The following is a 23,507-nucleotide window of genomic DNA, read 5'->3' as shown; positions in this document are numbered from 1 at the left end:
AAGAGAAAAGCGAGTCGGCGGGCGATTCGCTTTATTCTTGCGGCTTGAAGCTTGAAGCTTGAAGCTTGCAGCTAGTTGCTTAGAAGAAGCCCAACGGATTGATGTCGTAGCTCACCAGCAGGTTCTTGGTCTGCTGATAGTGGTCGAGCATCATCTTGTGGGTTTCACGCCCAACCCCGGACTTTTTGTAGCCACCGAACGCGGCATGCGCCGGGTACAGGTGGTAGCAATTGGTCCATACACGGCCAGCCTTGATCCCGCGGCCCATGCGGTAAGCGCGGTTGATGTCGCGGGTCCACACGCCGGCGCCCAGGCCGAACTCGGTGTCGTTGGCAATCGCCAGCGCTTCGGCTTCGTCCTTGAAGGTGGTGACGCTCACAACGGGGCCGAAGATTTCCTCCTGGAACACGCGCATGCGGTTGTTGCCCTTGAGCAGGGTCGGCTGGATGTAGTAACCGGTGGCCAGCGAGCCTTCGAGTTTTTCAACCTTGCCACCGGTCAGCAGCTCGGCACCTTCCTGCTGGGCGATCTCGAGGTACGAGAGGATCTTCTCGAACTGCTGCTGCGAGGCCTGTGCGCCAACCATGGTGTCAGTGTCTAGAGGGTCGCCGCGCTTGATCTGCAGCACCTTTTTCATCACCACTTCCATGAACTGCGGGTAGATCGACTCCTGCACCAGCGCCCGCGATGGGCAGGTGCACACTTCGCCCTGGTTGAAGAAAGCCAGCACCATGCCTTCGGCCGCTTTCTCGATGAAGCTCGGCTCGGCTTGCATGATGTCTTCGAAGTACACGTTCGGCGACTTGCCGCCCAGTTCCACGGTAGACGGGATGATGTTTTCGGCAGCGCATTTCATGATGTGCGAGCCAACCGGGGTAGAGCCGGTGAAGGCAATCTTGGCGATGCGCTTGCTGGTCGCCAGCGCTTCACCTGCTTCGCGGCCATAGCCCTGCACCACGTTGAGCACGCCTTTGGGCAGCAGGTCACCGATCACTTCCAGCAGCACGGTGATGCCCAGCGGGGTCTGTTCGGCCGGCTTGAGCACCACGCAGTTGCCAGCGGCCAGGGCCGGTGCAAGCTTCCAGGCGGCCATCAGGATCGGGAAGTTCCACGGGATGATCTGCCCGACCACGCCCAGCGGTTCGTGGATGTGGTAGGCCACGGTGCCTTCGTTGATTTCGGCGGCGCCACCTTCTTGTGCACGAATGCAGCCAGCGAAATAGCGGAAGTGATCGACCGCCAGCGGAATGTCGGCATTCAGGGTTTCGCGGATCGGTTTGCCGTTGTCCCAGGTTTCGGTAATGGCCAGCAGTTCGAGGTTCTGCTCGATGCGGTCGGCGATTTTCAACAGCACATTGGAGCGGTCCTGCACCGAGGTGCGGCCCCAGGCGTCGGCGGCAGCGTGGGCAGCGTCCAGTGCCTTGTCGATGTCTTCGGCAGTGGAGCGGGGGAATTCGGCAATCGGCTGGCCGTTCACCGGGGACGTGTTGGTGAAGTATTCACCCTTTACCGGAGGAACGAACTCACCACCGATGTAGTTACCGTAGCGGTTCTTGAAGGAAACCTTCGCGCCTTCGGTACCGGGATGTGCGTAACGCATGGTGTGTCTCCTGGCTATTGTGTTTGTTAGGGAGTAGGAAGCGTAGAGCAAAGGTTGGGCCAGCGTGGGCGGCACCCGTAAAATCAATGGCTTGGGCGGGTGTGGCGGGCACTTGGCAGCCAGCCTGTGCCGGTTGCGGTACGCCTGGGGGTGACATTTTGTGCCGTTCACGACACGTCACCCGTGGGTGCATTGCAATGCCTTCGCCGGTGGAGGATGCTGGTGGCACGCTCTATCTGCGGAGAACTACAACAATGCAGAGCAATCACTTCAGCCGCCATGCCCGGCAGGTCCACACTGTGGCCCATGGTGGTGCTGGCGAGGGCGTCAGCGACCCCTCCATTGCCCGCTCCTGGCTGCGTTGCCTGGAGGACTACCACCTCGACCCAACGGTGATCGAGGCGCCGGTGGTGCTTGAGCACGGGCGCTTGCTGGAAAGCCGCGAGCGCTTGCGCCAGGTGCTGCAGATCGCCGACCACGAAATGAACAGCCTGCACCAGCAACTCTCTGGGGCCGGCCATGCGGTGTTGCTTACCGATGCCCGCGGGGTGATCCTCAATTGCGTCAGCGCGGCCAGCGAGCGGCGCAGCTTCGAGCATGCCGGGCTGTGGCTGGGCGCCGACTGGAGCGAGGCGCGTGAAGGCACCAATGGCATCGGCACCTGCCTGGTCGAGCGCCAGGCGCTGACCATCCACCAGAACGAGCACTTCCGCGGCCGCCACACCGGGCTTACGTGCTCGGCCAGCCCGGTGTTCGACCCCCATGGCGAGTTGCTGGCGGTGCTCGACGTATCCTCGGCACGCCCCGACGTTTCACGGCAAAGCCAGTTCCATACCATGGCCTTGGTCAACCTGTCGGCCAAGATGATCGAAAGCTGCTACTTCCTGCGCCATTTCGAGCAGCAGTGGCTGCTGCGTTTTCACCTGCAGGCGGAGTCGGTTGGCCTGTTCAGCGAGGGCCTGCTGGCCTTCGACGGTGATGGCCGGATCTGCGCGGCCAACCAGAGCGCCCTTAACCTGCTGGGCAGCGTACGCAGTGGTGTGCTGGGCCAGCCGTTGGAGCGGTTTTTTGCCTGCAGCCACGATGAGCTGTTCGGCCGCGCCACGCCCGGGGGCAGCACGGCCTGGCCGCTGCGCACCCTGGACGGCCGCCAGGTGTTCGCCAGCCTGCGCGGGCAGGCGCGCGCGCCTGTATGGTCGGTGCCCGTGGCCCAGCCGCGGCCCACGCGTGTTGCAGAGCCGCTGGTATGCCTGCTCGACCCGGCGTTGCAGAATGATTTCCGCCGCAGTGTGCGGGTGTTCGAGCGCGATGTGCCACTGCTGCTGCGCGGCGAGACCGGCTGCGGCAAAGAGGCCTTTGCCCAGGCCGTGCACCAGGCCAGTGAGCGCCGCAGCCAACCCTTCGTGGCCATCAACTGTGCCTCGATCCCTGAAAGCCTGATCGAGAGCGAGCTATTCGGCTACCGCGGTGGCAGCTTCACCGGTGCGCGCAAGGAAGGCATGCGCGGCAAGCTGTTGCAGGCCGATGGTGGCACCTTGCTGTTGGACGAGATCGGTGACATGCCCCTGGCCCTGCAGACACGCCTGCTGCGCGTGCTGGAGGAGCGTCAGGTAGTGCCGATCGGCGGCGAGCCACAGGCAGTGGACGTGCGCATTGTCAGCGCTACCCACCGTGACCTGCTGCAGCGGGTCGAGCAGGGCACTTTCCGTGAAGACCTGTATTACCGCCTCAATGGCCTGGAAGTGGCATTGCCGGCCGTACGCGAGCGCAGTGACAAGACGCAGTTGCTGGACTTCCTGCTGCGGCAGGAGGCGCAGGGCCAACTGATCGACATCGAACCGAGAGCGCGCCAGGCGCTGCTGGACTTTGCCTGGCCGGGCAACGTGCGGCAGATGCGCAACGTGCTGCGTACCCTGGTGGCGCTTTGCGAAGGTGCCCGCATCACTTTCCCGGATCTCCCTGCCATTGTGCGCAGCCACACCGGGCCTGTGGGACCGGGCGCGCCCGCGAGGCCGTCTGCCCAGCCGACACAAGGCGAGGGCGTCGCCCCGGTTCGCGGGCTCGCCCGCTCCCACAGGTCCGACAATGGACCAGGTGAGGGTATCGAGGTGTTGCAGGACGCAGAACGGCAAGCGCTCATTGAGGTGCTGCAGGCAAAACACTGGCACCTCACCCGTGTCGCCGAACACTTGGGCATCAGCCGCAATACCTTGTATCGAAAACTGCGCAAACACGGCATCACCCGGGGCGACTGAGCGAAACAGCGGGTGCGATTTGTCGCGCCCTGGGCTACCCTGCCTCGATGTTTTGCGAGGTCGACCATGCATATTCACATTCTCGGTATTTGCGGCACTTTCATGGGCTCGCTGGCAGTGCTGGCCAAGGAGCTTGGCCATCGCGTGACCGGTTCGGACGCCAACGTCTACCCGCCGATGAGCACGCAGCTCGAAGCCCAGGGCATCGAGCTGACCCAAGGCTACGACCCGGCTCAACTGGAGCCGGCACCCGACCTGGTGGTGATCGGCAACGCCATGTCGCGCGGCAACCCGGCGGTTGAGTACGTGCTGAACAAGGGCCTGCCTTATGTTTCCGGCCCGCAGTGGCTGGCCGACCACGTGCTGCAAGGCCGTTGGGTGCTGGCCGTGGCCGGTACCCACGGCAAGACCACCACCAGCAGCATGCTGGCCTGGGTGCTGGAGCACGCCGGCATGAGCCCGGGCTTCCTGATTGGCGGTGTACCGCAGAACTTCTCGGTGTCGGCCCGCCTGGGGGCTACGCCGTTCTTCGTGGTGGAAGCCGACGAGTACGACAGTGCCTTCTTCGACAAGCGTTCAAAGTTCGTGCACTACCACCCGCGCACCGCGATCCTCAACAACCTTGAGTTCGATCACGCAGATATTTTCCCGGACCTGGCCTCGATCGAGCGGCAGTTCCACCATCTGGTGCGCACCATCCCCAGCGAAGGCCTGGTGATCCACCCGACCACCGAACAAGCGCTGGAGCGGGTCATCGGCATGGGCTGCTGGACCCCAGTACACACCACGGGTGAAGGGGGCCAGTGGCAGGCCCGCCTGCTCAGCGCCGATGGCTCGCGTTTCGAAGTGCTGTTCGAGGGCCAGGCGCAAGGCGTGGTGGACTGGGCGCTGACCGGTCAGCACAACGTCGCCAACGCCCTGGCTACCCTGGCAGCCGCCCGCCATGTCGGCGTGGTGCCGGCCATGGGCATCGAGGGCCTCTGCGCCTTCAAGAGCGTCAAGCGGCGCATGGAGAAGGTTGCCGAAGTGCAGGGCGTGACCATCTACGATGACTTCGCTCACCATCCGACTGCCATCGCTACCACCCTCGACGGCCTGCGCAAGCGCGTTGGCGAGGCGCCGGTGATCGCGGTAATCGAACCGCGCTCCAACTCGATGAAGTTGGGTGCACACCGCGATGGCCTGCCAGAAAGCGTCAACGACGCCGACCAAGTGATTTGGTACGCGCCGGCCAACCTGGGCTGGGACCTCGCTGCTACTGCTGCGCAGTGCAAGGTACCGAGTGTGGTTGCCGACAGCCTCGAAGCGATCATCGAACGCATCAAGGGCCAGGCCCGTCCGGGCACCCACGTGGTGATCATGAGCAACGGCGGCTTCGGCGGCCTGCATGGCAAGCTGGCCGAGGCGCTGAAGTGAACGGGCCGGAACGCGTTACTCTGGCCATGACGGGCGCTTCAGGCGCCCAGTACGGCCTGCGCCTGCTCGATTGCCTGGTGCGCGAGGACCGCGAGGTGCATTTTCTGATCTCCAAGGCGGCGCAACTGGTAATGGCCACCGAGACCGATGTGCTGCTGCCGGCCAAGCCCCAGGCGATGCAGGCCTTTCTCACCGAATACACCGGTGCTGCCGATGGGCAGATCCGCGTGTATGGCAAGGAAGACTGGATGTCGCCAGTGGCCTCGGGCTCGGGCGCGCCAGCAGCGATGGTGGTGGTGCCGTGTTCCACCGGCACCTTGTCGGCGATTGCCACCGGGGCCTGCAACAACCTGATCGAGCGCGCAGCCGACGTGACCCTCAAGGAGCGCCGCCAGTTGATTCTGGTGCCCCGCGAAGCGCCATTCTCCACCATTCACCTGGAGAACATGCTCAAGTTGTCGCAGATGGGCGCGGTGATTCTGCCTGCGGCGCCGGGCTTCTATCACCAGCCGCAAACCATCGACGACCTGGTCGACTTCGTTGTGGCGCGTGTTCTCAACCTGCTGAACATTCCCCAGGACATGCTGCCGCGTTGGGGCGAGCACCATTTCGGGGTGGATGATTGAAACGGGCGCTGGCCGGCTTGCTGGCGCTGGGGTTGCTGAGTGGTTGTGCCACGGTGCGCACGCTGGATGCCAACAAGCCGGGGGCGCCGGTGGTGTATGCCGGTACGCGTCTGGATCTGTATGCGATCAATGGTGGTTGCTGCCCGCGGGATCGGTTTGGGGCTCAAGCCCCGAGCTATCCGGGGCTGGACCTGCCAGGGAGCATGCTGCTTGATACCCTGTTGCTGCCGTTGTCCTTGCTGACTGCTGCCGGTGTAGGCTTCCAGGCCACAGGGGGGCTGTGAGGGATTGCACGGTCCTGTGGGAGCGGCTTACTTCTTGCCCAGCTTGCGCAATTCATCCGACTCCACAATCCGCACCCCGTCTTCTTCCTCGAGGGCCAGGCGCCATAGCGCACGGGCCAGGGTGCAGGCCTCGATCCCTCGGTATTTGCCCGGAATCAGCCGGGACAACGGTGAAACCAACTGCTCTGCCAGCCGCGGCTTGATGCGCTCGCCCAGCAGCAGAGACGGCCGCACGATGGTCAGTTGCGGCCAATCCTGCGCTTTGAGCGCCTCTTCCATCTCGCCCTTCACCCGATTGTAGAAAATCGATGACTTCGGGTCGGCGCCCAAGGCACTGACCACCAGCAAATGCCGTGCGCCCATTTCCCGGGCCCGTTTGCTGAACGCCACCACCATGTCCAGGTCCACCGCGCGGAACGCCGACTCGGAGCCGGCCTGTTTGAGGGTGGTGCCCAGGCAGCAATAGGCAACGTCGACCCTGCCGGCCAGCTGCGGCAGGAACACTGCCGGGTCACCCACCGGGTTTTCCAGGTGCGGATGTTCGGCCAACGGCCGGCGGGTCGGGGCCAGCACGCGGGTGATGGTGGGCTCGTTGAGCAGGCGGTCGAGCAGGTGTTCACCGGTGAGGCCGGTGGCACCGGCAAGCAGGACATGCTGAGGCGTCAAGTACATGATGTCTCTCCCTTGTTACACCCAAGTCTAGTGGTTGCCCGGGGTTTTTGCCTGTGCGCCCACCTTGGCCTGGGTCGTGTTGCGCAATGCTTCTTCGGCCTGTTGACGGCGCAGTTGCTGCCAATGCTCAAGCACCGCCGGCGGCGCCCACAACTGGGGCTCAGAGGCGTCGAAACCTTCCCTTTGTTCCCTTTCGGCAACACTGCCGCGTGCCAGTTCAAACGCCTGTTTCAGGTCGTCGGTCTGGTTCAGGGCCTGGGCGAACAGGGCTTCGCCAAAGTAGGTGAAATCAGCTTCCTCCGAGCAACCGAAGGAGACACGGTCGGCGCGTGCGGCAGTCATGATCAGGGTACGCTCATCTTTCAGCGGGGCGATATACCCCCCTGAATAGCAGGCCGAGATGACAATGACCTTGTCGCGATCCTTCAGCGGCGCAAGGGCCGTTGCCAGCTCGTCGGCGGACAAGTCGGCCAGTTGCAGGCGGGGTTGGTCGAGCACCAGCTGGTGGTCTGCGCTGCCGTGGCTGGTGAGGTAGATGAACACCAGGTCTTCCGGGCCGCTGCGCTCGGCCAGGGTGCGGGCGGCACGGGTGAGGTTCTCGCGGGTTGCCATGGGGCGGTTGGCCAGGTGGTCGCGGTGGTTGACCAGGGTCACCTGGCCGCGGGCGCCAAAGCGTACCTTGAGCATGTTGCTGACGTAGTCGGCTTCACGCAGGAACACACTCTGTTGGCCATCACCGCCCACCACCAGGCTGTACAGCTGAATCGGCGGGGCCGACCGCGGCACTGCGGCCAGCGCCTGTTGCAGTAGCCGGCCCTGGTTGAGCAGGGCCAGGTCAAGCGGGTCGGGCAGCAGCGTGCCATGCTGGTCGCGCACGCGCACCCCATTGGCCCACACGCCGCTTTCGACCTTGCCGTTGGGCAGGATCAGGCGCCCCTTGCCGTTGTAGGCATCGTTGAGGAAGCCGCCTACGTACTGGCTGCCGTCGGCCAGTTGCAAGCTGCCTTGGCCAGACAGCCGCCAGTCGGCGAACGTGCCTTTGTAATGGCTGCCGTCGCTGCCCAGCAATTCACCTTCGCCGATCAGCGAGCCGTCCTTGAATTGGCCGATCCAAACATCGCCATCGGCACTCTCGTAGCGGCCACGGCCTTCAATACGGTTGTCCTTGAACTCGCCGATGTACTGCTCGCCATCGACGCTGTCGTAGGTGCCGCTGCCTTGCAGTTGGCCATTGCTGAAATGGCCGCTGAACCGGTTACCGCTGGCGTCGCTGCGCACCCCCGCGCCGTTGGGCTTGCCCTTGGCGAACAGGCCCTGGTAACGGCTGCCGTCTGCCAGCACCAGCTCGCCGGCGCCGTCGTACAGGTCGTCCTTGAATTGGCCACGGTAGGTTTGGTCGGCTTGCTTGAGGGTGCCTTCGCCATCGCGGCGGCCGTGCTTGAACGTGCCGGCATAGTGGCTGCCCGGTGTGGTCAGGTCGCCCAGCCCCTCGAACAGCCCTGCGGCGAACTGGCCGCGGTACACCTCGCCGTTCTGGCCGTGCCATTCGCCCTGGCCATGCCACTGGCCGTCCTTGAAGGTGCCGGCATACCAGCTGCCGTTGGGATAGTCGATTCGCCCCTCACCCTGCAGCAGGCCATCGACCACCTGGCCCCGGTAGCGCCCACCGTCGGGCAGGCGGGCATCCGGCGGCAGCAACGATTCGCCATCGCCACAGGCGGCGAGCAGCAGGACCAGGGTAATGGGGAGCAGTGGACGCATGGCGAGAACCGGGCAAAAGGTCTGCCGATTATGACGCAGAATGGGATCCTGAAACAGCGAGCGCATGTGCTGACGCACATCCCTGTAGGAGCGGCCTTGCGTCGCGATGGGCCGCGCAGCGGCCCCACGATTTCAGCTTCGCTGCAGATATCGCCGGGGCCGCTTCGCGCCCCATCGCGACACAAGGCCGCTCCTACAGGATTTGTGCTGGCCCTTGGTCTTGTGCAGTACCTGTGGGCTTACCGGCGATGAAGCCAGTCAGCTCAACCTCAATGCCAGGTGATATCCCCGGTCTGGCGATGTAACAGCAACTCGGCCAGTACCTTGGTCATCTGTACGTGATGTACCGCATTGACCAGCATGTTGATACCCGGCTCACCGGCATTGGCGCAGATGTACTCGTCCAGGGTGTCTTCAATGCCGGCCATCAACTGCAGGGTGTGGATTACTGCGTCGACCGAGGGCATGTCCTGGTTGATGGTGTAGAAGGGGCGGGAAGTCAGTGTTTTGGGTGGATCGGGGACAATCTTTTTCATGATCACAACTCACACGTCGGTTCAGGAAATAGTCACCACTGCATCCTTTCTCACGGGATAGGGTGGCGACCGTGCACGGGGTGAGAAACCCGAGGACGTGTGAGCTCGGCCAGACCGAAGCCTGCCCGCGCACGGCTGCCATGACAAATGCCGCAATCACACATCTTCGGGTTTCTCACGCCCGGCCACCACACATGGCGACTCTGTGACGGTATCCCTGAGGTGTTTCCCCGACAATGGAGCGACTTCCGACAAGCTCGTAGGATAATTCGCTAGATGATCCAAGCTAAAGCATTTGGTTTCAGATTCAGAAATGTCTGACATCCCTTGAGCCTTGTTCGATAACTGTGGGAGCGGGCGTGCCCGCGAACACCGGCGAAGCCGGTGCCATCTACCGAGTCGTCGGCTTCGCGGGCACGCCCGCTCCCACAGGTTGAGGTGCAATCAATGCCCGCCTGGTGACACGATGATCTTCACGTTTTCCTCCTTGTTGTTCACCAGTTCCTCAAACCCCAGCTCGACAATCTGCTCCAGCCCGATCCGCCCGGTCACCAGCGGGCGAATGTCCAGCCGCCCGTCTGCAATGAAGGCAATGACATCGGCAAATTCGCCGTTGTACGCCAATGCCCCCAGCACCTGCTTCTCGGTGGATACCAGTTCGAAGAAGTTGAATTCGCTGGGCTCTTCAAAAATGCCTACCAGCACGCACTTGCCGGCCTTACGGATGGTGTCGATGGCCAGTTTGGCCGTGTGCTTGTTGCCGATGCACTCGAAGCTCACATCCGCCCCCAGGCCGCCGGTAAGCGCGCGAATCTCTGCCAAGGCATCGCACTGGCTCGGGTCGAGCACCACGCTGGCGCCGACTTCCCTGGCCTTGGCCTTGCGCGCAGATGACATTTCCAGCGCAATTACCTGCGCCGCACCGGCTGCCTTGGCGCACATGATGGTGCACAGGCCGATGGTGCCGGCGCCCACCACCACCACGGTCTGGCCCAGCAAGCTGCCGGCCTTCTTCACCGCATGCATGCCCACCGCCAGCGGCTCGATCAGCGCGCCAGCCTCTGCCGGAAAGCCCTGCGGCAAGCGGTACAGCAGGTTCGCCGGCACATTGACCCACTCGGCGAAGGCGCCGTTGTTCATCAGGCCGGTGAAGGCCAGGCGTTCACAGATGTTGTACAGGCCATGGGTACAGTAGTAGCAGGTGCCGCAATGCTGGCAGGCGTCTGCAGCCACCGGGTCACCGACGGCAAAGCCTTCGACGCCTTCACCCAGTTTGGCGATCTGACCACAGAATTCGTGGCCGAGGATGCACTGGCCCTGGATGCCGGTCAGCGGGTGCGGCGCCTCGACCGGGATGAATACCGGCCCGGCGACGTATTCATGCAGGTCGGAGCCGCAAATGCCGCACCAGTCCACCTTGATCTGTACCCAGCCCGGCGCCGGGTCGGCTGGCAAGGGGACCTGTTCTACGCGAATGTCGTTGCGGCCATGCCATACGGCAGCGCGCATGTGGGTGTGGCTCAAGTCATTCATGATTGTTCTCCAGGCTCACGGAATAGGTTCAGTGCTTGCGCAGGAATGCGAGCAATTGCTGGTTGACCTGGTCGGCCGCCTCCATCTGCACCATATGGCCGGCCTCGGGCAGCACCAGTACTTCGGCCTCCAACCCTTCGGCATGGCTGGCCGGGATGATCGCGTCCTTGCCGCCCCACACCACCAGCGCCGGGTGCTGCCCCAGCACGCCACGCAGGTCGTGGCGTTGGCGGTCGCCTTCGGCCAGTGCCGCAGCCAATTGCTGCAGGGCCTGGTCAACGCCTTCCAGGCGCTTGAACCTGAGCATGTCTTCCAGCATCTGCCGGGTGACCAGCGCCGGGTCGGCGAACAGCTGCACCATCTGTGGCTTCAGGGCATTGCGGTTGGCTGCGCTGACGAAGCCTTGCAGGTATTGCCCGTTGATCGCTTCACCCAGGCCGGCACTGGCCACCAGGCTCAGGCTGGCCACCCGCTGCGGTGCCAGGCGCGCCAGGTTCAGGCTGACTGCACCGCCCATCGAATGCCCCCCCAGGTGCGCCTTGGCAATGCCCAGGTGGTCAAGCAGGGCCAGCACGCTCTCGCTCAGTTCATCCAGATCGCCGCGCTGCAGGGCCTTGGCCGACTCGCCATGCCCCGGCAGATCCACGGCGATCACCCGCCGCTCGGCCGCCAGCGCCGGGTGGTTGAACAGCCAGTTGTTGAGGTCGCCGCCAAAGCCGTGCACCAGCACCAACGGCGTGCCGCCTTCACCCAGCTCAAACCAGCGCAGCAGGCGGCCGCCCACTTCAGCCTTTTGCGGGGCCGGGCCCTGGGCCTGGTCGGCGCCGCCTTCGGCGACGAACTCGGCCTGGAAGCGCTGCACCACGGCATCGATCTCGGCCTCTTCGGCTTCGCCTTCCACGACCACGGCCAGCAGCGCGCCCACCGGCAGGGTTTCATCCGGCTTGGCCACCTGGCGGCGCAGCACGCCGCTGAACGGGGCCTCGACACTGCTGCTGATCTTGTCGGTCTCGACGTCCAGCACCTCATCGCCTTTGGTGATCGGGTCGCCTTCCTGCTTGAGCCAGGTGTCTACCCGGCCCTCGGTCATCGACAGCCCCCACTTGGGCATGGTCAGGGTATGGATCTGGCTCATGCGGCACTCCTTGCAGCTTCGATCACTTTGCGCACGGCGGCCTCGATCTTCGCCGCGTCAGGGATGTACAGGTCTTCCAGAGCGTCGGAGAACGGCACCGGGGTGTGCGGTGCGGTGACCATCTCGATCGGGCCCTTGAGCGCAGCGAAAGCCTTCTGCGCCACCAGGGCACTGATATCGGTGGCCATCGAGCAGCGCGGGTTGGCTTCGTCGATGACTACCAGGCGGCCGGTTTTTTCCACGCTTTCCAGAATGCTGGCTTCGTCCAGCGGGCTGGTGGTGCGCAGGTCCAGTACTTCGCAGTCGATGCCCTGGCGGGCCAGGTTGTTGGCGGCCTCCAGGGCTACATGCACCATGCGCCCGTAGGTGACCAGGGTCACGTCATCGCCATCACGCAGGAAGTTGGCTTCGCCGAAGGGGACCGTGTACACCTCTTCCGGCACCTCGCCCTGCATGCTGTAGAGCAGCTTGTGCTCGCAGAAGATCACCGGGTCGTTGTCGCGGATCGCCTGAATCAGGAGCCCCTTGGCGTCGTATGGCGAGGAGGGGCACACCACCTTCAGGCCTGGAATGTGCGTCCACAGCGAGGTGAGCATTTGCGAATGCTGGGCCGCTGCGCGCAGGCCTGCGCCGTACATGGTGCGCATCACCAGCGGGGTGACTGCCTTGCCGCCGAACATGTAGCGAAACTTGGCGGCCTGGTTGAGTATCTGGTCCAGGCAGCAGCCGGCGAAGTCCACGAACATCAGCTCGCACACCGGGCGCAGGCCCTGGGTGGCGGCACCGACCGCCGCGCCGACGTAGCCGATTTCCGACAGGGGAGCGTCCAGTACCCGGCCCGGGAACTGGTGGTACAGGCCCTTGGTCACGCCCAGCACGCCACCCCAGGCGTCTTCCTCACCGGGCGCCCCGGCACCGCCGGCAACGTCCTCGCCAATGATGAACACACTGTCGTCGCGGCGCATTTCCTGGGCCAGTGCTTCGTTGATGGCCTGCTGGTAGCTGATCTTTCTTGCCATGGTGGTTCTCCTGTTGTTCTTGTAATGCGCGGCTCAGGGGTAGGCGACGTAGACATCGCTGAGCAGGTCGGCGGGCAGTGGCTTGGGGTCGGACTTGGCGCGGCGCACAGCGTCTTCGATCAGGTCCTCGACGCGTGCGTCGATAGCGTCCAGTTGCTGGGCCGTGAGCAGGCCGGCGCGGGTGGTCTTGTTGCGGAACTGCATCAGGCAGTCGCGCGATTCGCGCAGGTTCTTGACTTCATCCGCCGCGCGGTAGGTTTGCGCGTCGCCCTCGAAATGGCCGTAGTAGCGGCTGAGCTTGACCTCGACCAGCGATGGGCCTTGCCCGGAACGGGCGCGTTCGATGGCCGCACCGGCGGCCTCGTACACGGCAAAGAAATCGAAGCCGTCGATGGTCACCCCGGGCATGCCGAAGCCGGCCGCGCGGTCGGCGATGTGGTCGCAGGCCACCGACCAGTTGGAGGCGGTGGCTTCGGCGTAGCCATTGTTCTCGGCGACAAAGATGCACGGCAGGTTCATGATCGACGCCATGTTCATGGCTTCGAATACCGCGCCTTCGTTGGAGGCCCCGTCGCCGAAGAACGCTACCGCCACGTCGTCGCGCCCCTTGAGCTTGGCCGCCAGCGCCGCGCCGGCCACCAGGGGGGCGCCGGCACCGACGATACCGTTGGCCCCGAGCATGCCTTTCTCCAGGTCGGCAATGTGCATCGAGCCGCCCTTGCCACCGCATACGCCGGTCTTCTTGCCGTAGATTTCGGCCATCATGCCGTACACATCCACGCCCTTGGCGATGCAATGGCCATGGCCGCGATGGGTCGAGGCGATGCAGTCGCTGTCGCGCAGGTGGGCCATGACCCCGGCAGCCGAGGCCTCTTCGCCGGCGTAGAGGTGCACGAAACCGGGGATTTCGCCAGTGGCGAATTCCACGTGCAGGCGTTCTTCAAACGCGCGGATGGTGCGCATCACTTCATAGGCATGCAGCAGTTGTTCGGTACTGAGTTGATTGGACATGTTGTTGTTCTCCGGGGTTGTCTCAACACGGGTTTGCAGGGTGCAGCCGATGGCCGCGAGGCACGGCCAGCAGGTGGTGACGGGCGGCATGGGCCAGCACGGCCTCGACGTCCACACTGAGCGGGCCGCGGTGGTCGAGGGTGATGGTGGGGGTGTCGTGTTCGGCGAATTCGATTTCGCGCTCGCCGTCCAGGGCCAGGGTGCCGCTGGCCAGGCTCAGGCGGTGGGCAACATCGGGCAGCAGCGTGCCGCTGGCGGTGATGCCACAGGCTTGCAGCAGGCCAGGGGCCAGCGGCGCGAGCAGTGCCTGTTCAGCGCTGGATGCGAGGCGAATCCAGGCGCCGTGCGGGGCCTGGCGCGACACCGGGCACCACAGGCCACACAGCGCCGACAGGCCGATGGCATGCGGTTCGGCGAAGCAGGCGAAAACTTCGGCAAGGTCTTCGCTGCGGCTGAGTGCGCGGGCGCCGATGAAACGCTGCGGTGACACTGCCACTTCCACCAGGGCCCATTCGGCCAGTTGCTGCTGCGGCACTGTCACCACCAGGCGCTTGTTGCGGCGCAGGCCAATGCTGGCCGGTACCCGGCCGGTGGCCAGCAGGCCACCGGCAAGGCCGGCGCTGGTGGCCTCGCGCAGTTCGGGGAAGGCATTGTTGGTGCCGGTGGATAGGGTCAGCAGTGGCACATCTTGCGCCTCGGCGGCGACGGCCTTGTGGGTGCCATCGCCCCCCAGCACGGCGATCAGCGCCACACCGCGCTCGACCATGCGTCGGGTGGCCAGGCGGGTGTCGGCTACGGTCTGCGACAACGGCAGGTCGAGTATTTCGATGGCTGGCCAGTGCTGGTCGAGCGCAGCCGGGCCGTGGCTGGCCTTGAGCACGGCGGCGGCGATGCCGGTCATGTCGCTGGGCAGCAGCACCTGGCCGATGCCGGTGGCGCCGAAGGCGGCCAGCAGGCGCTGGATTGCCGAAGCCTTGTCGGTGCTCGAATAGAGCCCGGCGCTGGCCGTCAGGCGGCGCAGGTCACGGCCGGAGGCAGGGTTGGCAATGATCCCGACAAGCGGGGCGGGTAGCGGCATGGCGCACCTCGTATTCTTGTTTGCCAAGACAGGAGCAAGCGCGGTGCCAGCTTTGCCAAAAGGCGCCGAAGGGGCCGTTGCAGAGCGCTTTGGCCTGCCTTGGTGGTGGCTGCAGGGCGGGCACGGCGAGACGCCCGGTGCCAGTGCGCAGCCGCGTTCGGCGAGAAGCTGAGACGCTGCGTCTCAAGCCAGCCGGTAACCACACAGTGCTTGTCGGGGCGGGCGCGCAAGCGCTTAATGGCCGAACAACGATAAAAACAGCAACGAGAACCGGAGGGCCCGAATGCTTGCCGCGAACTCCCGAGCCCATGTCGATTGCGTCAGCAGGGTGCTGAAGAATGCCGACCGCCTGCCACAGGCGCCGGTACCGCCGCTGATCCTCGATTCATGGCGCCGTTCCATGGAGCTGTACCGCCTGGACCCCGCCTCCCAGCAGGGCCCGCGAATCCTTTCTCAAAGCCTGCTCAATGAGTGCCGTGAACGCGCGCAGCTGTTTCTGCGCATCGCCAGCGACGCCGTGGCCCGCCTGCACGAGCGCGTGCGGGGCGCCGACTATTGCGTGCTGCTGACCGACGCCCAAGGGCGCACCATCGACTACCGGGTCGAATCAGCCATTCGCAACGACTGTCGCAAAGCCGGCCTGTACCTGGGCACTTGCTGGTCGGAGGGCGAGGAGGGTACCTGTGGCGTGGCGGCGGTGCTCACCAGCAAGGCCCCGGTCACGGTGCACAAGCGCGACCATTTCCGGGCGGCGTTCATCGGCCTGACCTGCACGGCGGCACCGGTGTTCGACCCGTTGGCGAGCTGCTGGGGGTGGTGGATGTGTCTGCCTTGCAGTCACCGGACGACCGCCGCAGCCAGCACCTGATCCGTCAGCTGGTCGAGCAAACCGCTCGCGACATCGAAAACGCCTTTTTCATGCACACTGCCCAGGGCCACTGGGTGATGCGCGCCCATGGCACGCCGGGCTATGTGGAAAGCCAGCCTGATTACCTGCTGGCCTGGGATGCCGATGGTCGCCTGCAGGCCATCAACAGCCTGGCCCGGCAGCGCCTGGTCGAACGCCTGGGCCGTTTGCCGGCGCACATTGGCGAGCTGTTCGACATGGACCAGCTACGCCGGGTCAGCGCGTCGTCGGCCCAGCGCCTGCCTGGCCTGGGTGGTTTGTACGGCCGGGTCAGCGCCCCTCGGCAACGCCAGCGGGCGCAACCGCTGCAGCAGGCCCAGGACAGCCGCATCGAACAGCACCTGCGCTTGGCTACCCGCGTCAAGGACTGCAACCTGGCCGTGCTGGTGCTGGGTGAAACTGGGGCCGGCAAGGAGGTGTTCGCCCGTCAGTTGCACCAGCAGAGCCAGCGCCGTGACGGCCCCTTCGTGACCCTGAACTGTGCAGCCATCCCCGAGAGCCTGATCGAGAGCGAGTTGTTCGGTTATGTGGCGGGGGCTTTCACCGGTGCTTCCAGCAAAGGCATGCAAGGGCTGTTGCAGCAGGCCCACGGCGGTACGTTGTTCCTCGACGAGATCGGTGATATGCCACTGAACCTGCAAACCCGGTTGCTACGGGTGCTGGCCGAGGGCGAAGTGGCGCCGCTGGGCGCGGCGCGGCGGGAGCGGGTGGATATCCAGGTGATCTGTGCCACCCACCGTGATCTGGCGGCAATGGTAGAAGACGGGCGTTTCCGCGAAGACTTGTACTTCCGCCTGGCCAATGCCCGCTTCGAGTTGCCGCCGCTGCGTGAGCGGGAGGACCGGTTGGGGCTGATTCACCAATTGCTGGCCGAAGAGGCTGCGGCCTGTGGCGTCGAAGTTGTACTGGCGGACGATGCCTTGCAGGCGCTGCTGGTTTATCGCTGGCCGGGCAATTTGCGCCAGCTGCGGCAGGTGTTGCGCTATGCCTGTGCGGTCTGCGAGGGCGGGCAGGTGCGGGTGCAGGATTTGCCGCAGGAGGTGCGGGGTGGGGCGGTAGGCTCGGTTGCAGGCGGGGTGTCGTGCCCGGCGCGGCAACTGTTGCTGGATGCGCTGATTCGCCATCGCTGGAAGCCGGCCGATGCTGCGCGGGCGTTGGGCATTTCGCGGGCTACCCTGTATCGGCGGGTGCATGAGCACCGTATCGAGATGCCGCGGATGAAGGGTTAACCTGCGGTCCCTGTAGGAGCGGCCTTGTGTCGCGATGGGGCGCGCAGCGGCCCCACGATCTCAGCTTCGCCGCAGATATTGCCGGGGCCGCTTCGCGGCCCTTTCGCGACGCAAGGCCGCTCCTACAGGGGTGTGTGAGCCTTGGGTAAGCAATAAAAAACCCCGGCACAAGTCCGGGGTTCTGGTCCATCACACTACACGATCACTCCTGGTTGGCCAGTTTGTGCTCGAGGTAGTGAATGTTGACGCCGCCTTTGCAGAAACCTTCATCACGCACCAGGTCGCGGTGCAGCGGGATGTTGGTCTTGATGCCGTCGACGACGATCTCGTCCAGGGCATTGCGCATGCGCGCCATGGCTTCATCGCGGTCTTTGCCATAGGTGATCAGCTTGCCGATCAGCGAGTCGTAGTTCGGGGGTACCGAATAACCGCTGTACAGGTGCGAATCCACGCGCACGCCGTTGCCACCTGGGGCGTGGAAGTGCTTGACCTTGCCTGGGCTCGGGATGAACTTCTTCGGGTCCTCGGCGTTGATCCGGCACTCCAGCGAGTGGCCACGGATGACAACGTCTTCCTGGCGGAACGACAGCTTGTTGCCAGCGGCGATGCTCAGCATCTCCTTGACGATGTCGATACCGGTGACCATCTCCGACACAGGGTGTTCAACCTGCACCCGGGTGTTCATCTCGATGAAGTAGAAGCGGCCGTTTTCGTACAGGAATTCGAACGTACCGGCACCGCGGTAGCCGATCTCGATGCACGCATCGACGCAGCGCTTGAACACTTCCTGGCGGGCCTTTTCATCGATACCCGGGGCTGGTGCTTCTTCCAGGACCTTCTGGTGGCGACGCTGCAGCGAGCAGTCGCGGTCACCCAGGTGAATGGCGTTGCCCTGGCCGTCGGACAGCACCTGAACTTCCACGTGGCGTGGGTTGGTCAGGAACTTTTCCAGGTAGACCATCGGGTTGCCGAAGGCAGCACCGGCTTCGGTGCGGGTGAGCTTGGCCGAGGCGATCAGGTCCTCTTCCTTGTGCACCACGCGCATACCGCGACCACCACCGCCACCGGCGGCCTTGATGATCACCGGGTAGCCGACGTCACGGGCGATTGCCAAGGCGACTTCTTCGTCTTCCGGCAGCGGGCCATCGGAGCCCGGTACGGTTGGTACGCCCGACTTGATCATCGCGTCCTTGGCCGAAACCTTGTCGCCCATCAGGCGAATGGTGTCGGCTTTCGGGCCAATGAAGGCGAAACCGGATTTTTCCACCTGCTCGGCGAAATCGGCGTTTTCCGCCAGGAAGCCGTAACCCGGGTGAATCGCGGTGGCGCCAGTCACTTCGGCGGCAGCGATGATCGCCGGGATATGCAGGTAGGAATCCTTCGACGATGCAGGGCCGATGCAGACCGACTCGTCTGCCAGGCCCAGGTGCATCAGTTCACGGTCGGCAGTGGAGTGCACGGCGACGGTCTTGATGCCCAGCTCTTTGCAGGCACGCAGGATCCGCAGGGCAATTTCCCCGCGGTTGGCGATCAGGACTTTTTCGAGCTTCCCAGACATCGTTGGCTCTCCGCGATTCAAACGATGGTGAACAGCGGCTGGTCGAACTCAACCGGCTGGCCGTCTTCTACCAGGATGGCGTCGATGACACCGCCAACATCGGCTTCGATGTGGTTCATCATCTTCATGGCTTCGACGATGCACAGGGTGTCGCCCTTCTTCACACTCTGGCCAACTTCAGCGAAGTTCGGCGAGGTCGGCGAAGGTTTGCGGTAGAAGGTACCTACCATTGGCGAACGGACCACGGTGCCTTTCAGCGCCGGGGCAGCAGCAGCGGCTTCGGCGGCTGGCGCAGCAGCGGCTACAGGGGCAGCTGCGGCCGGGGCGGCGGCCATCGGGGCCGGTGCGTAGAACTGCTGGGCAGCTGGGGTCTTGCTGTGACGGCTGATACGAACCGACTCTTCGCCTTCCTTGATCTCCAGCTCGTCGATGCCAGACTCTTCCAGCAGCTCGATCAGTTTCTTGACTTTACGGATATCCATTAATCATCAACTCCCAAAGGTTCGGTCAGGGGGCGAAATACAAAAACGTATCTAGAACGTTTCTCTGGAACCCCGGCCCATCGGGGCCGGGGTTTTCATCATTTGGGCTGTGCGTTGGCAGCCAGTTGTTCCAGTGCAGACTCCAGGGCCAGGCGATAACCGCTTGCGCCCAGGCCGCAGATCACCCCTACGGCCACATCGGAAAAGTAGGAGTGGTGACGGAACGGTTCGCGTTTGTGCACGTTGGACAGGTGCACTTCGATGAATGGGATGCTCACCGCAAGCAATGCGTCACGTAATGCGACGCTCGTGTGGGTGAAAGCAGCCGGATTGATCAGGATGAAGTCCACACCCTCGTTGCGTGCCGCGTGAATGCGGTCGATCAATTCGTATTCGGCATTGCTCTGCAGGTACTGCAGATGGTGGCCTGCGGCGCGGGCACGTTGCTCCAGGTCCTGGTTGATCTGGGCCAGGGTCACGGCGCCGTAGTGGCCAGGCTCGCGAGTACCGAGCAGGTTGAGGTTGGGGCCGTGAAGCACCAGTAGCGTTGCCATCTGTGGATTCCTTGGATTTGTAGGGCAATTCGACACAGCGCGGCGAGTGTGCCGTAAAGCGACGGCAAGTGTCCAGTTCCCGGCAATAGCCAGCACGATGTCCGAGATTCGCGCGAAGTATGTGACCAAATATTTAAATCTGGTCACCTAATCGAGGATTTTTCCCGGCCCGCGGGAAGTTATAGACCGAGTTTGCCGCGCACGCGCGTGAGAATCTGCGCGAATTCCTCGGCATTTATCTCGCCAATCACCCGATCGGCGGTAATTTCGCTGCCGTTCGCGGCAAAGAACAACAGCGCAGGCGGGCCGAACAGTTGGTACCGGTCAAGGAGCGAGCGTTGCTCGGCGTTGCTTGCGGTGATGTCGAACCGCAGCAGCTTGAACGCCGCCAGTTGCGGCTGCACCTGGGCGGCGTTGAGCACCTCGCGTTCGATGACCTTGCAACTGATGCACCAGTCGGCGTACCAGTCCAGCAACACCGGTTGGCCGGCTGCCTTGGCCTGTGCCAGCGCGGCATCCAGGGCTTGCGGGGTGGTGATGGTTTGCCAGGCCTGCGCTGTGGCCGCGGTAGTGCCAGCGCTGGCCGCCTGGCTGGGCACGGGCAGGGGCCGCAGCGGGTCGCCCTGGCCACTGAGGGCGCCATACCAGCAAGCCAGCGCGTATACCAGCAAGGCCAGGCCGAGCAGTTGCGCCAGGCGCTGGCGCGCAGTCTTGACCACGAACTCCAAGGCGCCGAGGAACAGTGCCACGCCTGCGGCAAGCAGGCCGACCAGCAACAGGGTTACCGGGCCTGGCAGCACCCGGCTGAGCAGGCCGATGGCCAGCCCCAGCAGCAGTACGCCGATGGCGTTTTTCACGGTGTTCAGCCAAGGGCCGCTTTTCGGCAGCCAGGCTGCGCCACCGGTGGCCACCAGCAACAGTGGCGCGCCCATGCCCAGGCCCAGGGCGAACAGTTTGAGCGCCCCGCCCAAGGCATCGCCGCTGGCGCTGATGTACAGCAGCGCGCCTGCCAGGGGCGCCGACACACAGGGCGAAACCAGCAGGCTGGAGAGCACGCCGAGTACTGCAGCGCCCAGTAGCGAACCGCCCTTGGTGTGGTTGGCGACGTTGTTCAGGCGGTTATTCAGGGCTTGCGGCAGCTTCAGTTCGAACAGGCCGAACATGGCCAGGGCGAACACCACGAAAAACAGCGCGAAGGGCACCAGTACCCAAGCCGATTGCAGGCGTGCCTGCAGGTTCAGGCCGGCGCCGAACAAGCCCATCAGCGCGCCGAGTGCGGCGAAGCTGGCGGCCATTGGCAGTACGTACGCCAGCGACAGCGCCAGCCCGCGTGGCCCACCGACCTGCCCGCGCAATACCACGCCGGAGAGAATCGGCAGCATCGGCAGCACACAGGGGGTGAAGGTCAGGCCGACCCCGGCGAGGAAGAACAGCAGCAGCGATTTCCAGCTCCAGGCCTGTTCGATTGCGCCAGGGGTGTTTGTGCCGGCTTCGCCATCGATGCTCAGCCGTGCGGTTTCCGGCGGGTAGCACAGGCCCTTGTCAGCACAGCCCTGATAGCCCACCAGCAGGGTAAAGGCACGCGGATCGTTGCGCGGCAGTTCGATATCGAGCACGCCGTGGTACACCTCCACGTCGCCGAAGAACTCATCGTGCTTGGCCTCGCCCTTAGGGATGTTCGGCGTGCCCAAGGCGATGTCGGCGGGTTCGGTGTGGAACTGGAAGCGGTGGCGGTAGAGGTAGTAGCCGTCGGTGGCGATGAAGCGCAGCTTGATGGTATGCGCATCGGCCTGGATCAGGTCGAGCTTGAACGCCTCGTGCACTGGCAGGAAGTCGGCGTTGTTGGCCAGCGAAGCGGCGCCGAGGGTGGCGCTGGGGCGGTTGTCGAGCAGGCCGGTGGCGAAGACAGGGCTGGCCAGCAGCAGGAACAGCAGGAAAAACAGGCGGCGCATGGCGAACTCGCGAGGTGGAACGTGCCGGGCATGATAACGGAGTTGGCGCAGGTTGAAAGGGACGGCGACACCTGGCGCCACTTGTGTATTGCCTGTGCCGGCCTCAGACCCTGAAGGCCCGCACCGCCTTGCTCAGCTCCCCGCCGAGGCTCAGTAGTTGCTCACCCTGCTCACGCCCTTCACCAATGCGCTGCAGGTTGTCTTCACCCAACGCGTGAATCCGCTCGCTGTGATCACGAATTTCGCTCACCGCGCCAGTCTGTTGCGCGGTGACGTCGGCAATGCGTACCGCCGTATCGGCGATCGTGCGGATCGCGCTGACGATCTCATCCAGCGCGCCATCGGCGGCCTGGGCCTGGTTGGCGGTGGTTTCGGCGTGTTCGAGCTGGGTGCGCATGCCGGCCACCGACTCCCGCGCCGCCTGCTGCAAGCGGTCGATCAGTGCCTGGATTTCGCCAGTAGCCCCGGTGGTGCGCTGCGCCAGCGAACGCACCTCGTCAGCCACTACGGCAAAGCCGCGGCCCATCTCGCCAGCCCGGGCCGCTTCGATGGCGGCGTTCAGCGCCAGCAGGTTGGTCTGTTCCGCAATCGAGCGTATCACCGTCAGCACCCCGCCGATGGTGGCCGACTCTTCGGCCAGTTGCTCGATCATGCGCGCATTGCCCTGTACCTCATCGACCAGTTCCCTCAAGCCCGACAGGCTCTGGCCAATCACCGCCTGGCCCTGTTCCACCGCACGCCCGGCATCGCGGCTGGCATGGGCGGCAGCGCTGGCGTCACCGGCCACTTGCTGAATGGTGGCTTCCAGCTCGCCCAAGGCGTCGCGGATCTGCCCGGTATCGCCGGCCTGGCGGTGGGCGCCATCGTGCAGCGCGGCGCTCATGCCGGCCAGGGCATGGCTGCTGCCGGCGACCTGCTCGGCATTGTGGCGAATGGTGCCCACCAGTTCGACCAGGTACTGGCGCAGGCGGTTGAGCGATGCCTGAATGTCATGCAGTTCGCGGTTGGTCTTGCCCAGGGCGATCACTTGGGCGAAGTCGCCCTCGGCCCAGCACGATAGCGCCGGGGCCAGGCCGGTCAGGGTGCGCGCCAGGCGCCGTTGCAGGGTATCGATCAACAGGGCGATGAACAGGATCAGGGCGATCATCAAACCCTGGATGATGCGCACCTCGCCGGCAATTTGGCCATGTTGGGCGCGCACTTGCGGTTCCAGCGCGGCGATGGCCTGCTGTACGGCTTCCAGGCGCTGGCCGGTGCTGGCAGCCAGGGCGGCACGGCGCTCGATCTGTTCGCGCGTGCGCTGCAATTCGGCCGGGTAGCGGCCCAGCAGGTTTTGCAGCTCACGCTTCAGGCCCACGGCGATGTCTTCCTGCCGGGCGCTGGCCTGGGTTTGCAGGCCCATCATGGCGGCGAAGTCGTCGGCACCAGAGGCTGCAGTGCGGGTGACACCGAGCAAGGGCAGGGCATCGATGGCCTGTGCCTGGCTGCGGATCAGTTGCAACTCACGCTCCACTTCGTCAGCAAGCTCCGGGCGGCCGCTGCTGACCAGCTTGTCGCGGGCCAGTGCCAGCCGGCCCAGGTGCACGCTGGCGTCGAGCAGCGGGAGCAAATAGCGGTCGGCCTCGGCAGTGCCGCTGTCGCGGGCGTAGCCGGCCAGTTGCTCGAAATTGGCCCCGAATTCCCGTTCGGCCTGCAACAGCAGCGCTTGCGGGTCGCCAGCCAGCTTGCCGGCCGCCAGCAGTTCGTTGCCCGTGAAGGCCTGCAGGCTGGCCAGGCTGGGGCGCAGGTTGGCCGCCAGTTCGGCGGGCCAGTCGGCCAGGGCGCCCTGCAGTTGCTGGATGGCCTGCGTGGCGGCGGCATGGCGCAGGGCATCCCCGCTGCCCAGGTAGGCGTGGATAT

18 protein-coding genes and 1 pseudogene are annotated in these 23,507 nt (G+C 64.6%); 5 read left to right on the top strand and 14 right to left on the bottom strand.

Annotation, left to right across the window (positions count from 1 at the left end; all coding sequences use genetic code 11):
* Nucleotides 1-79 precede the first annotated feature (79 nt).
* Nucleotides 80-1,600 carry an aldehyde dehydrogenase family protein gene (locus EGJ22_RS03250; RefSeq protein ID WP_009685743.1) on the bottom strand — a complete coding sequence of 507 codons (1,521 nt, stop codon included), beginning with the start codon at nucleotides 1,598-1,600 and terminating at the stop codon, nucleotides 80-82.
* A gap of 254 nt (nucleotides 1,601-1,854) precedes the next feature.
* Here EGJ22_RS03250 and EGJ22_RS03245 point away from each other — a divergent pair, with 254 nt between their 5' ends.
* From EGJ22_RS03245 to EGJ22_RS03230, 4 genes are all read left to right on the top strand, one after another.
* Nucleotides 1,855-3,855, top strand: coding sequence for a sigma-54-dependent Fis family transcriptional regulator (locus EGJ22_RS03245; protein ID WP_029886282.1), 2,001 nt, complete (start codon nucleotides 1,855-1,857; stop codon nucleotides 3,853-3,855).
* 66 nt (nucleotides 3,856-3,921) lie between these two features.
* The gene (mpl, locus tag EGJ22_RS03240) at nucleotides 3,922-5,271 is read left to right on the top strand and encodes a UDP-N-acetylmuramate:L-alanyl-gamma-D-glutamyl-meso-diaminopimelate ligase (protein ID WP_009685746.1); all 1,350 of its coding nucleotides are present in this window, start codon (nucleotides 3,922-3,924) and stop codon (nucleotides 5,269-5,271) included.
* Nucleotides 5,268-5,897 carry a flavin prenyltransferase UbiX gene (gene ubiX, locus EGJ22_RS03235; RefSeq protein WP_029886945.1) on the top strand — a complete coding sequence of 210 codons (630 nt, stop codon included), beginning with the start codon at nucleotides 5,268-5,270 and terminating at the stop codon, nucleotides 5,895-5,897. The genes mpl and ubiX overlap by 4 nt, the downstream gene beginning before the upstream one ends.
* Nucleotides 5,894-6,181, top strand: coding sequence for a YceK/YidQ family lipoprotein (locus EGJ22_RS03230; protein ID WP_029886944.1), 288 nt, complete (start codon nucleotides 5,894-5,896; stop codon nucleotides 6,179-6,181). The genes ubiX and EGJ22_RS03230 overlap by 4 nt, the downstream gene beginning before the upstream one ends.
* Nucleotides 6,182-6,208: 27 nt before the next feature.
* Here EGJ22_RS03230 and EGJ22_RS03225 read toward each other — a convergent pair whose 3' ends face one another.
* The 8 genes from EGJ22_RS03225 to EGJ22_RS03190 all read right to left on the bottom strand — a co-directional run bounded on the left by EGJ22_RS03225 (nucleotide 6,209) and on the right by EGJ22_RS03190 (nucleotide 14,926).
* On the bottom strand, nucleotides 6,209-6,853 hold the full coding sequence (locus EGJ22_RS03225; protein ID WP_009685749.1) for an oxidoreductase: 645 nt from the start codon (nucleotides 6,851-6,853) through the stop codon (nucleotides 6,209-6,211).
* Between the two features lie 27 nt (nucleotides 6,854-6,880).
* The gene (locus EGJ22_RS03220; protein WP_029886943.1) at nucleotides 6,881-8,614 is read right to left on the bottom strand and encodes a C13 family peptidase; all 1,734 of its coding nucleotides are present in this window, start codon (nucleotides 8,612-8,614) and stop codon (nucleotides 6,881-6,883) included.
* Nucleotides 8,615-8,883: 269 nt separating this feature from the next.
* The gene (locus EGJ22_RS03215; RefSeq protein ID WP_029886942.1) at nucleotides 8,884-9,150 is read right to left on the bottom strand and encodes a hypothetical protein; all 267 of its coding nucleotides are present in this window, start codon (nucleotides 9,148-9,150) and stop codon (nucleotides 8,884-8,886) included.
* 444 nt (nucleotides 9,151-9,594) lie between these two features.
* A complete protein-coding gene (locus EGJ22_RS03210; RefSeq protein WP_223809663.1) occupies nucleotides 9,595-10,659 on the bottom strand; it encodes a 2,3-butanediol dehydrogenase in 1,065 nt (354 codons plus the stop codon).
* Between the two features lie 52 nt (nucleotides 10,660-10,711).
* On the bottom strand, nucleotides 10,712-11,818 hold the full coding sequence (locus tag EGJ22_RS03205; RefSeq protein ID WP_029886940.1) for an acetoin dehydrogenase dihydrolipoyllysine-residue acetyltransferase subunit: 1,107 nt from the start codon (nucleotides 11,816-11,818) through the stop codon (nucleotides 10,712-10,714).
* On the bottom strand, nucleotides 11,815-12,837 hold the full coding sequence (locus EGJ22_RS03200; RefSeq protein ID WP_029886939.1) for an alpha-ketoacid dehydrogenase subunit beta: 1,023 nt from the start codon (nucleotides 12,835-12,837) through the stop codon (nucleotides 11,815-11,817). The genes EGJ22_RS03205 and EGJ22_RS03200 overlap by 4 nt, the downstream gene beginning before the upstream one ends.
* A gap of 33 nt (nucleotides 12,838-12,870) precedes the next feature.
* A complete protein-coding gene (locus tag EGJ22_RS03195; protein ID WP_029886938.1) occupies nucleotides 12,871-13,848 on the bottom strand; it encodes a thiamine pyrophosphate-dependent dehydrogenase E1 component subunit alpha in 978 nt (325 codons plus the stop codon).
* A gap of 22 nt (nucleotides 13,849-13,870) precedes the next feature.
* A complete protein-coding gene (locus EGJ22_RS03190; protein WP_029886937.1) occupies nucleotides 13,871-14,926 on the bottom strand; it encodes an ATP-NAD kinase family protein in 1,056 nt (351 codons plus the stop codon).
* Nucleotides 14,927-15,209: 283 nt separating this feature from the next.
* On the opposite strand from EGJ22_RS03190, the pseudogene EGJ22_RS03185 reads away from it, so the two are divergent.
* A pseudogene (locus EGJ22_RS03185) lies at nucleotides 15,210-17,062 on the top strand (sigma-54-dependent Fis family transcriptional regulator).
* Nucleotides 17,063-17,264: 202 nt separating this feature from the next.
* Here the strand turns inward: EGJ22_RS03185 and accC are convergent.
* The 5 genes from accC to EGJ22_RS26855 all read right to left on the bottom strand — a co-directional run bounded on the left by accC (nucleotide 17,265) and on the right by EGJ22_RS26855 (nucleotide 22,491).
* Nucleotides 17,265-18,620 (bottom strand): acetyl-CoA carboxylase biotin carboxylase subunit, encoded by a 1,356-nt coding sequence (gene accC, locus EGJ22_RS03180; protein ID WP_009685761.1) that lies wholly within the window; start codon nucleotides 18,618-18,620, stop codon nucleotides 17,265-17,267.
* 17 nt (nucleotides 18,621-18,637) lie between these two features.
* Complete coding sequence (gene accB / locus EGJ22_RS03175) at nucleotides 18,638-19,102, bottom strand: acetyl-CoA carboxylase biotin carboxyl carrier protein (protein ID WP_029886935.1); 465 nt, start codon at nucleotides 19,100-19,102, stop codon at nucleotides 18,638-18,640.
* Between the two features lie 98 nt (nucleotides 19,103-19,200).
* Nucleotides 19,201-19,656, bottom strand: coding sequence for a type II 3-dehydroquinate dehydratase (gene aroQ, locus EGJ22_RS03170; RefSeq protein WP_003255330.1), 456 nt, complete (start codon nucleotides 19,654-19,656; stop codon nucleotides 19,201-19,203).
* 179 nt (nucleotides 19,657-19,835) lie between these two features.
* A complete protein-coding gene (locus tag EGJ22_RS03165; RefSeq protein ID WP_029886934.1) occupies nucleotides 19,836-21,608 on the bottom strand; it encodes a protein-disulfide reductase DsbD in 1,773 nt (590 codons plus the stop codon).
* Nucleotides 21,609-21,711: 103 nt separating this feature from the next.
* Nucleotides 21,712-22,491: a methyl-accepting chemotaxis protein gene (locus tag EGJ22_RS26855; RefSeq protein WP_371105751.1), complete on the bottom strand. Its 780-nt coding sequence runs from the start codon at nucleotides 22,489-22,491 to the stop codon at nucleotides 21,712-21,714.
* Nucleotides 22,492-23,507 lie beyond the last annotated feature (1,016 nt).

It is taken from the genome of Pseudomonas sp. p99-361, assembly GCF_003935475.1.
In the GTDB taxonomy this organism is placed as follows: domain Bacteria; phylum Pseudomonadota; class Gammaproteobacteria; order Pseudomonadales; family Pseudomonadaceae; genus Aquipseudomonas; species Aquipseudomonas juntendi.
This window is presented reverse-complemented; position numbering and strand designations above follow the sequence as displayed.